Source organism: Streptomyces sp. NPDC058246, assembly GCF_042881985.1.
Lineage (GTDB): Bacteria > Actinomycetota > Actinomycetes > Streptomycetales > Streptomycetaceae > Streptomyces.
Genome location: NZ_JBHVWZ010000017.1, coordinates 106718 through 122273 on the forward strand (window position 1 = coordinate 106718; position 15556 = coordinate 122273).

General features: G+C 69.0%; 12 protein-coding genes and 2 pseudogenes. 3 read left to right on the forward strand and 11 right to left on the reverse strand.

The window, feature by feature from the left end; translation table 11 throughout:
* Positions 1-133: 133 nt before the first annotated feature.
* The 7 genes and pseudogenes from ACFVXA_RS24440 to ACFVXA_RS24470 form a co-directional block, all read right to left on the reverse strand.
* On the reverse strand, positions 134-1171 hold the full coding sequence (locus ACFVXA_RS24440) for an MFS transporter (RefSeq protein WP_390026684.1): 1038 nt from the start codon (positions 1169-1171) through the stop codon (positions 134-136).
* A gap of 250 nt (positions 1172-1421) precedes the next feature.
* Positions 1422-1799 carry a zf-HC2 domain-containing protein gene (locus ACFVXA_RS24445; RefSeq protein ID WP_362032339.1) on the reverse strand — a complete coding sequence of 126 codons (378 nt, stop codon included), beginning with the start codon at positions 1797-1799 and terminating at the stop codon, positions 1422-1424.
* A gap of 170 nt (positions 1800-1969) precedes the next feature.
* Entirely contained in the window at positions 1970-2665 is a 696-nt protein-coding gene (locus ACFVXA_RS24450) for a response regulator transcription factor (RefSeq protein WP_362032419.1), read from the reverse strand.
* Positions 2637-3869 carry a sensor histidine kinase gene (locus tag ACFVXA_RS24455; protein WP_362032342.1) on the reverse strand — a complete coding sequence of 411 codons (1233 nt, stop codon included), beginning with the start codon at positions 3867-3869 and terminating at the stop codon, positions 2637-2639. The genes ACFVXA_RS24450 and ACFVXA_RS24455 overlap by 29 nt, the downstream gene beginning before the upstream one ends.
* 448 nt (positions 3870-4317) lie before the next feature.
* Entirely contained in the window at positions 4318-5187 is an 870-nt protein-coding gene (locus tag ACFVXA_RS24460) for a S41 family peptidase (RefSeq protein ID WP_390026613.1), read from the reverse strand.
* Between the two features lie 25 nt (positions 5188-5212).
* Positions 5213-5945, reverse strand: a pseudogene (locus ACFVXA_RS24465) (phosphotransferase family protein).
* A gap of 553 nt (positions 5946-6498) precedes the next feature.
* Positions 6499-6864: a hypothetical protein gene (locus ACFVXA_RS24470; protein ID WP_383742041.1), complete on the reverse strand. Its 366-nt coding sequence runs from the start codon at positions 6862-6864 to the stop codon at positions 6499-6501.
* A 248-nt stretch (positions 6865-7112) separates the two neighbouring features.
* Here ACFVXA_RS24470 and ACFVXA_RS24475 point away from each other — a divergent pair, with 248 nt between their 5' ends.
* The 3 genes and pseudogenes from ACFVXA_RS24475 to ACFVXA_RS24485 all read left to right on the forward strand — a co-directional run.
* Positions 7113-7529, forward strand: a complete 417-nt coding sequence (locus tag ACFVXA_RS24475; RefSeq protein ID WP_384018173.1) for a hypothetical protein — start codon at positions 7113-7115, stop codon at positions 7527-7529.
* 498 nt (positions 7530-8027) lie between these two features.
* Positions 8028-8720 (forward strand): hypothetical protein, encoded by a 693-nt coding sequence (locus tag ACFVXA_RS24480; RefSeq protein WP_390026617.1) that lies wholly within the window; start codon positions 8028-8030, stop codon positions 8718-8720.
* Positions 8705-8928 (forward strand): annotated as a pseudogene (locus tag ACFVXA_RS24485) (transposase); the annotation flags it as partial. The gene ACFVXA_RS24480 and the pseudogene ACFVXA_RS24485, both read left to right, overlap by 16 nt.
* Before the next feature lie 163 nt (positions 8929-9091).
* On the opposite strand, the gene ACFVXA_RS24490 reads toward ACFVXA_RS24485, so the two are convergent.
* The 4 genes from ACFVXA_RS24490 to ACFVXA_RS24505 all read right to left on the reverse strand — a co-directional run bounded on the left by ACFVXA_RS24490 (position 9092) and on the right by ACFVXA_RS24505 (position 15543).
* Positions 9092-10540, reverse strand: coding sequence for an amidase (locus ACFVXA_RS24490; protein ID WP_390026620.1), 1449 nt, complete (start codon positions 10538-10540; stop codon positions 9092-9094).
* A 233-nt stretch (positions 10541-10773) separates the two neighbouring features.
* Entirely contained in the window at positions 10774-12576 is a 1803-nt protein-coding gene (locus ACFVXA_RS24495) for a beta-xylosidase (RefSeq protein ID WP_390026623.1), read from the reverse strand.
* Positions 12577-12667: 91 nt separating this feature from the next.
* The gene (locus tag ACFVXA_RS24500) at positions 12668-14725 is read right to left on the reverse strand and encodes a TIM-barrel domain-containing protein (protein ID WP_390026625.1); all 2058 of its coding nucleotides are present in this window, start codon (positions 14723-14725) and stop codon (positions 12668-12670) included.
* Positions 14726-14772: 47 nt separating this feature from the next.
* Positions 14773-15543: a carbohydrate ABC transporter permease gene (locus tag ACFVXA_RS24505; RefSeq protein ID WP_362032422.1), complete on the reverse strand. Its 771-nt coding sequence runs from the start codon at positions 15541-15543 to the stop codon at positions 14773-14775.
* Between the last annotated feature and the right edge of the window lie 13 nt (positions 15544-15556).

Consider the following 15556-nt stretch of genomic DNA (forward strand, 5'->3'; position numbering starts at 1 on the left):
CGGTCCCGGGGGCTCGTCAAAGTCGAAGAGACCCCGCACTCGTTCCGCGTTCTTGCCGACTTGTCGCCTTTTGCCTCTGGCCTCTGGCCTCATGCCTCATGCCTCATGCCTCATGCGGTGGCGAAGTCGTCCCTCAAGTGGTGGCGAAGTCGCCGGGGCGGAACTTCCCCTTTTTCGGGTGCCTCTCGATGTCTTCCAGGCTGTGGCCGGTCAGCTCCGGCATCCGCCGCCACACGAACACATAGTCGCGGCCGGCGTGGCCAGTGACGAAGAAGGCGCCGAGCACGAACAGGCTGACCGCTGCGCCGGGCACCATCACCAGAGTCAGCCGACGGCGGCCGATCTTGTCGACGATCACCAGGCCGACCACCATCATCACCAGGTACGTCACTCCCAGCGCCACGCTGACCCACAGCGCGGCCGTCTGGGTGAAACCGTTGTCCGTCAGGATGGTCGGGGCGAAGTAGATGATCATTTCGATGCCGGACAGCTGGGTGAAGACAGCGATGCCGCAGCCGACCACCAAGGCTGGGCGCACCCATGGCTCTCGCAGCCCGCGCCACCCGCGGTTGCGCCTGCTGGTCTGCTGCTTGCGCTCCTCCAGGGCGACGATCTCCTCGAGCTCGGAGGAGATGTCGTAACCGTCGGGCCTCGTGCGCTCGAGCACCTTCTCCGCCTCGTCCACGCGGCCGTGCTCGACCAACCACCGCGGGCTCTCGGGCAGGCGCAATTGCAGGAGCAGCATCACCAGTGCCGGCACGGAGGCCGCGCCGATCGCCACCCGCCATGACACCGCCTCGCTGGCGCCCACGAGGGTCGAGACGACGATGCCGACACCGATGGCGAGCTGGAAGCACAGCACGAGCCTTCCGCGGATCGTCTTGGGGGCCAGCTCGGCGACGTACATGGGTACCGTCTGGGTGGCGCCGCCGACGGCGAAGCCGAGCAGCACCCGGGCCAGCGCCAGACTGACCGCGGTAGGGGCGAACGAGCAGGTCAGACTGCCTACGATGAATACCGCGCAGATCAGCAGGATCGTGCGGTGCCTGCCGGTGCGCTCGGACAGCACGCTGCAGGCGAGGGCCCCGATCACGGCACCCAGCAGGATTCCGGCCGCGACGATCTGCTTCATGCCGTTTCCGATGTCGAACTCATGGGAGATTTGCAGCAGCGCACCGGTGGGTCACGGTTCCTCCAAGGCGGTGAAGGCCCCGAGTGACAATCCTCGCACCGGGAGGCGGGGCGCAGGCGACCGGCGCAGCCTCGGCAGGAGGGCAGGCCGGGAGCGCCTTCCGGGACGGGCCCGCGGAAGCTCGTCCGGATCGCTCCCTGCACGGTCCTCGCCGTCCGCGGACTCACCCGTCCGGCGGAAACCGCACCCCTCCCCTGCTGCTGAAGTGGCGAACCGCCGCGAGGTCTGCTCACGTCATGTGCGACGTGGTCTTGGTGACCCATTGAGACAGCGTGAGCTGCGTGGTCAAGGTCGCTCGGTGTGGCCTGCGGCGAGGGGCTGACGCGTGGCTGAAGTCGGCCCGGGTGGCCGCGTGCGTCCGCGTGTTTCTGCGTTTGTCGCAGGCCAGGGCGTCACGCAAAAGGGACAGGTGTGCCGGCACGGCTGAGAGGCAGTCGTACTCGTCCCGGCATGTGGCGCAGGTTGCCAGGTGAGCCCGCACGGCGCTCGCCTCATCGGGTGCGGGGGTCTTGAGTTCGTGGCCGGTCAGTCGTTCATGGATCGTGCGGCATTGAACGACGGCCGTCTTCTCGTCGGCATTCTTGGCCAGGCAGCGGGCTTCGGTCATGGCGAAACCTCCATTCAGGGTTTCACCTTCGCCCACGAACTGCCCTCAGCGCGTCGTCCCCACGCAGCGACTTCCGGCTACCACGGCTGCGGTATGCGGCACGTCTGCCTACAGCTGGGACAGAAGCTCGACGCACCCTGCTACAGAAGGTGGACGCACCCTGCTGGGGATCACGCGGGTTGCTGGGAGCGATCTGGTTCGGCAGCAGGACTGACCAGCCCGCACTGATAGGCGATGACCACGAGCTGGGCGCGGTCACGAGCTGCCAGCTTGGTCATGGCCCGGTTGACGTGGGTCTTGGCGGTCAGCGGGCTGACGAACAGGCGTTCGGCGATCTCGTCGTTGGACAGGCCCAGCGCGACGAGGCTCGTGACGTCGCGTTCCCGCGGCGTCAAGCTCTCCAGCCGTTCATGTACGGCCACCGGGCATGGATCCGGCTGGGCCAGAAAACGACTGATCAACGCACGCGTTGCCGACGGGGACAGCAGCGCCTCGCCGTCTGCGACCGTGCGGACGGCGTCGAGGAGTTCCTCGGGTCGCGCGCCCTTGCCGAGAAAGCCGCTCGCTCCCGCACGCAGCGCCTCGGCGACGTGCTCGTCATCCTCGAAGGTGGTCAGGATGAGCACCTTCACATCTGCGAGGTCCTCGGACTCGGTGATGAGCCGTGTCGCCTCGAGGCCGTCCATCTCCGGCATGCGGATGTCCATCAGGACCACATCCGGGAGCTCGGCGCCGGCCAGCTCGACCGCCTCGCGGCCGTCGGAAGCCTCGGCCACGGTCTCCATGTCATCCGTGGCGTCGAACAGCATGCGGAAGGTGCCCCGCAGCAGCGCCTGGTCATCGGCAAGCAGTACGCGAATCGTCATGCTCAAGTCTCCGATCCCGTGCTGGGCTGGGGCGTAGCGGCAGTTCGGCGGTCACGGTGAATCCGCCCTCGGGGCGCGGTCCCGCGTACAGCGTGCCCCCGATCGTGGTGGCGCGCTCACGCATCCCGATCAGCCCGTGACCGGCCCCCGGGTGCGGGTGGTGGTGCGGTCCGGCGCACCCGTCGTCCTCGACGGTGATCGTCAGCCGTTCACGGTCGTAGTGCAGGAACAGCCGGGCATGGCCGGCCCCGGCGTGCTTGCGCACATTGGTCAAGGACTCCTGCACGATGCGGTACGCGGCCAATTCGACCGCCGGTTCCAGCGGTTCGGTGGTGCCCCGCCTCGTGTGGCTCACGGCCAGCCCGGCGCGTTCGAACGACGCCAGCAGTGCCGGCACTTGCGCAAGGCCCGGCATCGGGTCGCGGGGCGCCACCGGCTCGTCGGGCTGCCGCAGCAGGCCTACGGTCACCCGTAGTTCGTCCAGCGCGGAGCGGCTGGTGTCCCGGATGTTCTCCAGAGCCGTCAGGATTTGTTCCGGGCGCTGGTCCACCAGATGGACGGCGACGCCTGCCTGAGCGTTGATCAAGGCGATGTGGTGCGCGACGATGTCGTGCAGCTCGCGTGCGATCCGGACGCGTTCGGCCGCCACCCGCTGCTGCGCTTCCTGCTCGCGTGTGCGCTCGGCGTGCTCCGCCCGTTCTTCCACGGCCGCCACATAGGCGCGCCGTGAGCGCAGCCCGTCCCCGACGGCGGCCGGCAGAGCCGTCCAGGCCAGCGTCGCAACGTTGTCCGGGTCCAGCCACGAGTTCGAGGGTGACAGCCCGACAGCGAGCACCATGACGGAAGCCGAGACAGCTGCCGCGGTCCACGCGGTGCGCCGGTCGGTCCGCACGGCGACGTTGTAGACGGACACCAGAACCGGGCTTGTCACCAGTGGACTCTCCCGGAACCCGAGCACCTGAAAGACCACCCCGCAGCCAACGGCGACGGCCAGTACGCCGAACGGGTGGCGACGCCTCCAGACCAACGCGGAGCAGCCGACGACACCCAGCACCACGGCAGGCCAACGCAACACGAACTGGTGCTGGTGCGGGTCCACCGAGGCAGCCACGACCGACAGCACGCACAGCACAGCCACGCCCAAGACGTCGACCGCGCGATTCCGGACTCGCCCGTGCCGACTCCAACTGTTGAGCACCGTCATGCCATCACCGTAGGGTCGATGGCCTGGCCGGGCATCGTCTCACCACGCAACCGGGCCCCGTACGCCATCGCCTGATCCGCGGATGCGGGCCGTGTCCCGACGGGACGTGGCCAGTCTCAGGGCCTGACCGAGGCTGAGCCATGCGGTCATGGCTACAAGCGCCCAGTACGGGGCCGAGAAGCGCCCAGTACGGGCATGGACGGGGCGCGGTGCTATTGAGCGCTGGGTTGATCGCCGGCCGGACCACGGGCGCGCAGTGCCTCTTCCCAACACCACGCCCCGACCGGCGGGCCTCGCCTGCGCGAACGTCGCCCGCACCGACCTCCAGGCTCGGCAACTCGTCGCATCGGCGGGGAAGCTGGAGAAGCGAGCCTTGCCTCCCCGCCCCGCTCGCCGACGGCCTTCAGAACAAGGCCGCCGGCCTTCGCCGCCTGGTCCGAGAAGGGCACTACTCGGCGTGGCGTCGTAGTGCAGCCAGAGCCTGTGCGAACGCGGAGTCTTGGGTGCCCTCGGTGATCTCCTGAACGAAGTTGCCTGTGCGGATGTCCGGAGGGATGCCGTCGCCGTCGAAGGTCTTGCCTGCGGTCGGGGTGAGGTACTCCTCGTTCGGCAGGCCGAAGGTCCAGCCGTTCGGGAGGACACGCTCCAGGACGTCCGAGAAGACGCCCTGCGTGTTCTGTCCCATGCGTACGGTCCTGGCCGGGCGCTGCATGAGGGCCTGGGTGAGGGTCTCGCGGGCGCTGTAGGTCTCACCGCCGGTGAGCACCGCGACGGGGCCGGTGTACCGGAACCGGTCGGGTGCCGGCTGGACGGGTACGGGCTGCGGGCGGGTGTGACGACCCGGGTCGTTGCGTATCCGCTTGCCGTAGGCCACGTACGGGCGGTCGGTCAGGCGTTCGGCGACGTGCAGCGCCAGCGCATCGGAACCGCCCCCGTTGATCCGTAGATCCAGCACCAGAACCCGGAGCCCTGGCCTGATGACCTGGCTCAGCGTCTGATCGAGGATGGCGCTGTTGCGCGCGTAGGCGGGGCTGTCGTGGTCGTATCCGCCGAAGCCGGAGATCCGTAGGTAGCCGGTTCCGTCCGGCAACCCGGCGTACCCGATACGACCGTTCGCGAAGGCCTGCAGTCGCGTGCCGGCGAGGTCATGCTGCTCGACGAAGCGCTGCGCCTGCTGGTCAAGCCCGGGGCCGGGGACGATGGTGCCGGGGCGGCTCTGCCCGAAGTTCCCGGTGTCGCCGGCGTCGATACCCACATGCGCGTCGTACAGCGGCAGCACCATCTGCCGCAGTACGGCGAAAAGCTCGGTGTCCGGCATGCGTAGCAGTCGGGCTCGCGTAACCTCACATCCGGGATCTCAGCACGTCGACCTCACAGCCCGGTGCGAACGGGTCGAAGCCGTGCTCGATCAGCCAGCGAACCACCAGCAGGCTTCGCAACGACCACCACGCGTGGATCACGTCGAGGTCGATGTCGATGCCATAGCCGGCGACGACGTCGTCGAGGTGCTCCTCGTGTCCGAGCGTGAAGGTGGCGAGGTCGTACAGGGCATCACCCTGGCCCGCCTCGGACCAGTCGATGATGCCCGTGACCTCGTCGCCGTCGACGAAGACGTGCGCGATCTGCAGGTCGCCGTGCGTGAACGCCGGAGTCCACGGCCGGAGCGCGGCCTCGGCGACCTGGCGGTTGCGGGTAACCAGGTCGGCGGGCAGGACGCCGTTCGTCACGAGCAACTCGCACTCGTCGTCGAGTTCCGCCGCCAGCGCGACGGTGCTCCGGCCGGGGCGGCAGCGGCGCGTCGTGCAGCTTCCGGATGGCGGCGCCCGCCGCGGCCCACGCAGCCGACGACCCGGTCGACGGCCCGCCGAGGCGCCCGAGCGTCGTCCCCGGGAGTGCGGCGATCGCGAGCACGGGCGGCTTGCGCCACAGGACCTCCGGGGTCGGGACCGGCGCCAGGGCCATCGCCTCGACCTCGGCGTCGATGCGCGCCTGATCGGCGTCCACCTTCAAGAACACGTCGCCGACGCGCAGAGTCGCGCGCTCGGAATGGGCGACGACCACTTTGACCTCATCCATGGGCGACCAGTATCCCGGGGATGATCGCCGACGTCGCCGGGATTATCGCGCGCGATTACGCGGCTGGGCGCGTCCCGCTACCCGGCGCCCTCGCGCACGACACCGACCTCTGACCAGGTCAAGCCCACCACTTTTGTCAGGAGTCCTTAAGTCACGGACGACATGAGAGGTGTAGAGCGGATGGTCGTCAAAATTCCGTCCAAGCCGCCGGATCTCGCTTCCGCTCCCTGTTCATTTAGCCCCCTGTCGCACCCCAGTCACAGAGATCGGATCGTCGTGCGGAGCTTGGTTCGCACAGAGCTCGCCCTGATCTTTGCAAGCGCGGCAGGCGGGTTGTGGTTCTGAGCGGGGTCAGGGCATGGGCGCGAGGGCGGCCGGGAAGACGGCGTCGGGTCCAAACTTGGCCCGGGCCGCGTCGACGGCCTTCTCGTTCCGGCGGGCTTTGTCGTCGCTCAGGTCGAGGGTCAGCTGTGGTGGGCGGCTGTTGCCAGACGCAGGTCGGAGGCCCGCAGCGTGATGCCAGGAACTCGTGCATTGGTTTCCGTTGCAGTTGTCAGGAGGCAGCGGGAGCGTGCTCCAGCTCGGAGACGGTTGTGGGCTCCTCGGTTCCCGCTTCGTGGCGTCGGGTGAGGTGGCGGTCCAGCAGAACGCTGCCCATGTGGGCGACACCGAAGGCCGCGCCGATCCAGGCCGTACCCGCCAGCCCCAGTCCCGTGTTGATCACGAGGCCGGATGCCAGGGGGGCGACGGCGATGCCGACGTTGAAGGCGGCGATGTTCACGGCGCCGCCGAGCGTCCTGGTCTCTCCGAGAATGGAGAAAACTCTGGCGTTGACCGCGGGCGTGACTCCGAAGTTGGCGGCGCCCAGGAGCACCACCAGCGCGATCGTGACCCAGGTGACATGTGCGGTCAGGGACAAGGCCACTGAATGGGGCCTTGATCGTCATAGCCGCAAACAGCTCATGCGGTATGCGATCGGGGCAAAGATCACCCGGGTGAGTCGCCGCCGGATGAACGATCAGCAAGTCGGCATGTCCGTCGACACTCGCCGTGTCCGTACTCGGCATGTCCCTCGACACTCGGCATATCCGTACGTTCTCGGCTTGTCCGTCCCTACCTAGTGCCGCATCAGGCAACGTTCGCCCTGTCGGTGGCTACTCTGACGACGTGGCCGATGAGAAGGACAGTGGGAGCGGCTCGATCCGACGCCCCTCGTGGGACCACCCGGTAGCGTCCACCGTCGCGCTGGAACTGGGCGGCCTTGCTGTCTCCGGGTTGGTCGCTCTGGTGGGGTGGCCGTTCGGGTGGCTGCCCGACACTGGGTTCGTCCTCCTCGTGACGGGCCTGATCGCGATCGGGCCTGCGGCTGAGTTGTACAGCGGGGCGGGCCCGCCGCGTCGGCTTGCTGTTGTTGCCGCTCTCCTTGCGCTGGCAACGGTGAGACTGCTCGTGGCTGCAGCAGTGAACTGGGCCTTTCCTGCGCTGGATGATCCGGGCGTCGGTATCCTCGTCGGCTACCTTGTTGCGTTACCCATCGGCGTGGCTGTGTTGGCTTGGTTCCTCACCAGGGCGAACGTTGCTTGATGCGGCACTAGCAGGGGCCGCGCTCGGAGGCGAGCAGGGGGAGTTCGAAGCGAGCGCGGGCGGCCTTGTCACTGTCATGACGGAGCGTGCCGTACGGGTTGATGCTCGACCAGAACAGGGCGGGCAGGCCGCGCCGGTCCTCGGCAGCGAGCTTCTTCGCCCAGGCCGGTTCGGCGAGGAACCGCTGATCAGACCGTCTGACCGAGGGCTACGTTTGGCGGCGGCCTCGCGGTGCTGATCCTCGGTCGGCTCGGAGCCGTCGGCTGACTCCGGCTCGCAGGCGAACCACCGGCACACCGCTACGACGTCGGCGGGAGCGTCACACGCGCCGAGGCCCCCGCAGAACTTCACACGTCACGAAGATGAAGATCGAGCTTTCCGTGCACGACTCACATCCGCGAAAGGCGGCTCTGGTGGTGCCAGTCAGGCCCGAGGTGCAGGTGTTGTCGCCTCACTTGGCATAGTTGACCCCACCCAAGTGGCAGGGAAGGAAGGGTGATGGACGAGGAACCGGAGCGCTACCGGGTCGAGTTCGCGAGTGGTACCGCCGCCTCGGTGGAGAAGCGGCGCTCCTTCCGCGACCACGAGCGCAACGACATAGAGCCCGACCTGCCCGGCTGGCCCCCTGGACAGGCCTTCGCGGTGCGGGGGTTCTTCGGCAGACTCGGCCGACACGTCCATACTGTCGTCACCGGGCTCCTGATGTTGCCGCTGTACATCATCGCCAGTGCCCTCGGCAGTCCCGCGTCGCCCGACAAGCGGGGGACGCTGGAGGAGCGGGAGAACGAAGTCGACGACTTCCCCGTCATGTGGGCGGGCGTGGGCGAGACAGCTCGTACGCTGCCCTGGCAACTCGATCCCTCCCGGAGGTCCTGGCGAATGGTGACCGAGATCGAACTGGCCGAGTCTGATGGGATCGTGCGCATTACGTCGTACGAGGACACGGCGCGGGGCAGTCGGTTCGTCGCGTGGGGCGGTGGCGAGAAGGTTCCGGGATCCGAGGCCGTCCTCTGGTCGTTGCCTCGGACGGAAATCGTCGGCGCGGAGGTCAAGCGATTCAGCATGGCCGAGTGCGACTTCAAGATCTCCTTCCGGGATGGGTCGTGGACCCGGCTGACGACGACTTCGTCGGACGGTGCGCGGAGGATCGCGGCACTCCTTTGCCAGAGGTCGTCCTCACTCGGACCCTGACCGCCGACCTCCGCAGACCTTGGAAAGAGCCCACGCCCGAACGGCTGACCTTCCGGCTCGTGTCCGCCGGGCGTTCAGCAACATCCGGGCGCACCTGGCCAGTCCGGGCCGGCTTCCCAAACCCCGTGGCACCGGCTCCGATCGGCCGCCCGGCACCAGGAACCGGCACACCACACCCCGATACGACGTCGGCAAGACCGTCTGTTGACGGCCAGTTCTGGTTCGCCGGCGGCGGCCACTGACCACGGCTGACGAAATGAGGTGCAACGGTCCTGGTATCCGTGCCTGACCGGCGAGTTGGGTGTTGTCTCGGCGGCGGGGGCTTCAGCGTGAACCGTGTCGGGCGACTTGTGACCAAGTCCGTTGCGATGTCATGGCCGCTGGAAGCCGCCGATCTTCTGCTCGAGCAGTTCGGCCAGCCGCAGCGGGGTGCGGTCCTCGAACATCGGACCGATGAGCTGTACTCCCACGGGCAGACCCTCGGGGGATCGGCCCGCTGGTACGGCGGTGGCGGGCAGGCCGGGCATGGTGGGCAGACCGGCCCAGACGAGTTGGTCGAAGTACGAGTGTTCGACGCCGTCGATGTCGATCCGGCGTTCCCTCGGATCGGGGTTGTGGTCGTGCGGGAACGCGGGAGTGGGCGTGATGGGACACACCACGGCGTCGAACTCGGCGAAGAGCTGCCGCCAGCCGTGGCGGTGGAGTTCGCGACGGCTGTTCGCCTCGATCCAGTCGAGGTGGCTGAACGCCATGCCGCGCAGCCGCGCCGCATCGAGACTCCGGTCGTCCGCGCCCAGTCCTGCGGCGAGGGTCCGCAGCTGCTCGTACGCTTCGACGGGAAAGCGTGCAACGGAGCTCGAAAACAGCAACTGCGTGTAGAGCAGCGCGGCTTCGGTCAGATCGGGCAGCAGCGGACTGTCCCGTTCGACGCGGGCGCCGCCGTCGACCAGCGCGTCGGCCACCCGGTTCACGCCCGCCCGCACAGCGGCCCCGTTCGGAATGAGCGGATGCTCGTCGAGGACCAGGACGCGGAAGTCGCGGAGCCGTTCGTGGCGCGCGGGCGGCAGCGTCAAGTCGTACGCCACACCGAGCGTCAGCGGGTCAGGTCCCGCCATGACGTCGAGCAGGAGCGTGAGGTCGCGAGCGGTGCGCGCCATCGGACCGACGACGGCGAGGTCGTGCTCGACCGGGAGGGCCGGCCCGGGCGGCGGGACCATGCCGCGGCTCGCCGCCAGCCCGAGTGTCGGCTTGTGCGCGTAAATGCCGCAGAAATGCGCGGGGGTGCGCAACGAACCGGCGAGGTCGGAGCCGATGGACAGCGCGCCGAATCCGGACGCCAGGGCCGCCGCTGATCCACCGGAAGATCCACCCGACGTGCGACCGTGATCCCACGGGTTATTGGTGGTGCCGTAGATCTCGTTGAAGCTCTGCACATCTTGCAGCCCCAAAGGCACATTGGTCTTACCGAGCACCACCGCGCCTGCGGCCTTGAGCCGCGATACCTGCACCGCGTCCTCGGACGGCATGTAGTTGCGGTGTAGCGGTATGCCCCAGGTCGTGGGCAGCCCGGCGATGTCGTAGGACTCTTTGACCGTCACCGGAATGCCGAGCAGCGGCCGGTCCTCACCGCGAGCGCGCGCCTGGTCGGCACCGCGCGCGGCGGCCCGTGCACGGTCGAAGTCCGGCACACAGATCGAGTTGATCGCCTTGTCGTCCCGCTCGATACGGGTGATCGCGTCGTCGGTCAGTTCCGCCGAGGTCACTTCACCTGAACGCAAAGCAGCCGCGAGTTCTTCGGCCGACTGAAAATTCCACTCCATGAATCCGACCGTACCGGCCTCTCGAAGAGGCCATGAAATACCGCTTCACGCAACGGGGTTGGATGTTTGAATAGTCAAGCCGCCACCGCCTGTCAGGTCTGGCCCGCGGGCGAGTCCTTCGACGGATATCTACGACGTCTCGAACGCTGCGTCCGCCAGGCGGGCCCCGGTACGGCCAACGACTGACTTGTCAGCCGCGCCGCCGCTTCCGCCGGCCCGCCCGGCGTGTGGGCTCAGGGCTGCACGGCAATGGCGTCCAGGGCTATGTTGCGGCCACTGCTCGCGGCGTTCTTGTCGGCGGACACGGTGATCACCACGGTGTGCGGTCCGTCGGGCAGGTCGGGGCTGCTCCATACCGTGGCCGACGGTGTGCGGGTCGCGGCGTAGTTGTCGATCGTCACCGGGGCCGCACCGTCGACGCTGACCCTCATCCGGCCCTGGTCGCTGTCCCGTACCGCCCGAAGACCGATCTGCCGGCCGGTGGCGTGGACGACGGCGGTGGAGCCCGGTGTGTAACTCCAGTTGGCTGTCCCGTCGTACAGATCGGGCACCCCGTCGGTCCGGCCCCAGCCTGTGCCGTACGTGACGTGGACCGGGCCGGAGGTCACCGTGGCGTCGACGGTGACGGAAGCGGTGCGTGCGGGTACGGCGGTCACCAGGAACGCGTCGTGCGCGGCGGTCCCCGTGAGGGGCAGTCGCACGCTGTCCGTGCCGGCCGGCACCGTTTGGGTGCTCACTACCGTCGGCGCCTCCAGGGGTGCGTGGTCGGGGATGCGCTGCACCGTCACGGTCACCCCGTTCCCGCCCGACAGCGCGCCCGAGGTCAGGCCGCGCAGGTCGAGGTCGGCGCCCGGTGTCTGGTCGTTCCGGCCGCCCACGAGTACGGCTGCTCGTCGGCCGGTTGTGTCGACCGACGCGACTGCGTCGAGATCGCCCTGGGTGTCCACCCGCGCCAGGGAACCGGCCATGTCGGCGTATGCCTTGTAGACCCACCACTGGCCCGTGGGCCGCAGTCGGTCGCCGCTGCGCACCAGGATTCCGTCGAGCGTGTCCGAGGCACAGCAGTCCGACCAGATGGCGTGGGACGCCGACTGGATTCCCGACTCGGCGAGTTGGGCGAGGTACCAGGCGCTGTGCCCGGCGTTCTGTTCGTCGGCGTGCAGGTACTCGTTCATGGACAGCTCGCGGCCGCCGAGTCCCTTGGAGTCCAGCAGCTGTCGCATGGTCGTGGCGTCTTCTACGGGCGTCCCGCTGAAGTGCCAGTTGACGATGTCGGGGACGGTTCCGTGCGTGTTGGCATGGTCGAGGAAGGGGCCCACGTTTCCGGGGCTGAAGTCCCACAGCGACGGTCCTACGATCTGCGCCGAGGCGTCGGCCGCGCGCAGTTCCCGGGCGGCCGTGTCCCACATGTCGTAGTACTGGGTCGAGTTGAAGCCCGGCGGGAAGAAGGCGCCCGCGGGTTCGTTCCAGATGTCGTAACGGACCTTGAGGCCCGATGCCTTGACGTCGGCGGCCAGACGCCGCAGGAAGGTGCGCCAGTTGTCGCAGTCGCCGGCCGTGCAGGGGTAGACCGTGTCGGCGGGCTGGGTGCTGTCGGCTCCCCACACGTCACTGACCAGGAGATCGAAGGTCCCGTTGTAGGGCGGGGTGGTGATCCGGCGTGCCTGTCCCAGCGCGGAGTTCAGGCGCCGGGTGTAGCCGTTGCCCGCCGTGTATCCGTCGCCGACCCAGCCGCCGCCGTCAAGGCGCGCACCACCGCCGCGGGCCGATCGGGGCGCCAGAGGGGCCAGCAGACTGTCCTCGGGGCTCTGGCCGTCCTCGCTGAGTCCGTAGAGAAATCCGCTGCCCACTCCGGCGGCACTGCCGTGGGTGCTGCGCAGGTCCACGACGACGCTCTGGCCTGCCGCCGCCGCGGGTGGGGTGGTCGCCGTGAGGCCGCCGCCCGTCGCCAGTATCAGCGCGAGGCCGGTGGCGAACAGGCGTCTGTGTCGAAGCGGCCCTGCGGACCGCTGTGTCGATCGATGTTCCCGGTGCATGCGATGTCCCTTCCTTCTCTTCGCGGCGCGGGGCCGCGCGGCTCGAAGGTGCGGCGGGCCGGACCGGCCGGCCCGGGCTGCGCTGCGCTGCTCAGTCGGGGAAAGCCACGTGCAGATCGGCTCCGTGACGGATGTAGACAGGGATGCGGTGCAGCGGAGCGTCGGCCTGGACCGTCGTTCCGCCGCGGTGCGTGGTGCCGGTGGCGGCATCGGTCCAGTCACTGCCGGCGGGCAGGTACACCGTGCGGCGCCGGTCGCCCAGCCGGGTGACCGGCGCGATGAGCAGATCCGGCCCGCAGAGGAACTCGTCCTCGATGTCCCAGGCCTGCTGGTCTGCGGGAAACTCCAAGAACAGGGGGCGGATCATCGGTGTCCCGAAGCGGGCGGCGTCGACGGCCAGTTCGTACACGTAGGGGCGCAGGTCCTCGCGCAGCCGCAACTGGCGGTCGAGGATGTCGTACGCCTCACTGCCGTACGACCACAGTTCGTTCGGGCCGCCGCTATGCCCGGCCGAGAAACCTTCGCGGGGCTCACGGTGGCCGTGCATCCGCAGGAGCGGGCAGAACACCGCGAACTGGAACCAGCGCACGAGCAGTTCGCGATAGCCGGGGTCGTCCGGGTCGCCGCCGTGGAATCCTCCGATGTCGGTGGTCCACCAGGGAATTCCGCTGAGCCCCGCGCTCAGCCCCGCCCGGATCTGGGCGGCGAGCGCGTCGAACGTCGCGGGGATGTCGCCCGACCACAGGGCTGCCCCGTACGCCTGGCTGCCCGCCCACGCCGAGCGCACCAGGCTGACCGGGACCTCGTCGCGCGAATCGCCCTCGGCCCGCATGTGCTCGTACACGCCGCGCACATGCTCACGCGGGTACAGACACGCGACAGCGGGGCCTGGTCCGGCCGCGTAGCGCAGATGCGCGAACTGCTCGGGAAACATTTCGGGTTCGCAGGCATCCAGCCACCAGACACGGAAACCGAGGTCGTAGTAGTGGCGCTTGAGGCGGCTCCACAGGAAGTCACGCGCCCGTGCGTCGGTCGGGTCGTAGAACGCCACGGGCAGCGGTTCGCCCCCGGTGGCGGCGTCGGGGAAGACGTGCTGGAACGGCTGCCCCTGTACGGTGCCGACAAGCAGTCGCTCATCGCGCATGGTGGCGTAGTTCTCGCTGAGCACGCTCACGGACGGCCATACGGAGAGCAGGGGACGCATGCCCATGGACTCCAGTTCGGCGACCATGGCGGCGGGGTCGGGCCAGTCGGTCGGCTCGAAGCGCCAGTCGCCCAGGTGAGGCCAGTGGAAGTAGTCGACGGCGATGACCGAGAGCGGCAGGTTCCTGCGGTGGTACTCACGGGCGGTGGCCAGGAGCTCGTCCTGGGTCCGGTACCGCAGCCGTGACTGCCACAGGCCGAGCGCCCACTTGGGCAGCACCGGGGCGTGGCCTGTGGCATCCGCGTAGTGGGCGAGGATGCCGGCGGGGTCGGAAGCGGTGGTGATCCAGTAGTCGATCTGCTCCGCGGCATCGGCGACCCAGCGGGTCTGGTTCGCGGCGAACTCCACGCGGCCGACCGCCGGAAGGTTCCACAGCAGGCCGTATCCCCGCGACGACAGAGCGAAGGGGATGGAGACCTCCCCGTTGCGCTGCACCAGGTCGAGCACCATGTGCCGGTGGTCGAGGCGGCCGTGGGAGCGCTGTCCGAGACCGTAGAAGCGCTCACCCTCGTAGGCGGCGAAGCGCTGTTCGAGGCGGTGGCCGCCGGCGGCCGCGGGGGTGAACTGCCGTGGCCCCGGCCAGGCGAAGTGGCCGTCCGCCTCGCGCAGCAGTTCCCGGCCGTCATGGCTGCGCACGAAACGAAGCCTGCCTGAGGGGGACATCTCCACGCGCAGCGCGCCGACGGTGAGCGTGGACCCGCCGTCGGGAAGGGTGTGCATCTCGGCGTCCGGCGGAGCGGCCGGGGGGCGCAGCGCACCGGGCAGGTCCTCGCGGATCGTGTGCCGGGCCGCGCGCACCCGCACACTGTCGTGACCCCAGGGTTCCACCCGCAGGACGTGCTCGGCGTCCCCGAACTCCAGGGTGTGCGTCGGCCATGCGAAGGGGGCGCCGTCGACGGACTGGTCGGCGGGTGGCCGGGTCGGCGAGGTGTCGGGCAGGGTCACACGAGTCCCTTTCGAGGTGATGGGGGGGCGGCGGGAACGGGGGGACGTCAGTCCTTGAGGGCGCCGCCCGCGAGGCCCGCGGCGATGTGCCGTTGGGCGACGATCAACAGGACGGCGGCCGGCAGGGACGACAGGACGGCCGTGGCCATCACGGAGTTCCAGCTCGTCGTGTTGGTGCCGGCGCCGATGTAGTCGTAGAGCCCGACGGTGATGGGCCGCCAGGTGTCGGAGTTGAGGTTGAGCGTGGTGGCGAACAGAAAGTCGCCCCAGGAGAAGAGGAACGCGAACAGGCCCGCTGTGATGAGGGAGTTGCGCGACATCGGAAGCACGATGTGCACGAACGTGCGCAGCCGCCCCGCACCGTCGATCGAGGCGGCTTCGAGCACGGAACGCGGGACGGAGAGCATGAAGGCCCGCAGGACGAGGACGGCGAAGGGCACCGCCAGGGTCGCGTCGGCGAGGATGAGGGCCTGCGCCGAGTCGAGGATGCCGAGCGAGGCGAAGATCTGGTGCAGCGCGTTCGCCATGACGATGCCGGGCACGAGTTGGACGACGAGGAGGACGCCCAACAGACCGGCCCGGCCGGGCGGCCGCAGCAGGGCGAGCGCGTAGGCGGCGGGGGCGGCGAGGACGACCGTGAGCACCGTGGCACCGGCCGCGACGACGACCGAGGCCAGCAAGTGCCCGCCCTGCTGGGCCAGGGCGTCGCGGTAGCCGCTGAACGTGCCGCCCAGAGGCAGCCAGTGCGGGCTGCGCCGGGCGAGCTGTTCATTGGTCTGGAACGACGCGTTGACCATCCAGTAGAGAGGGAAGAGCATCACCGCGACCAGT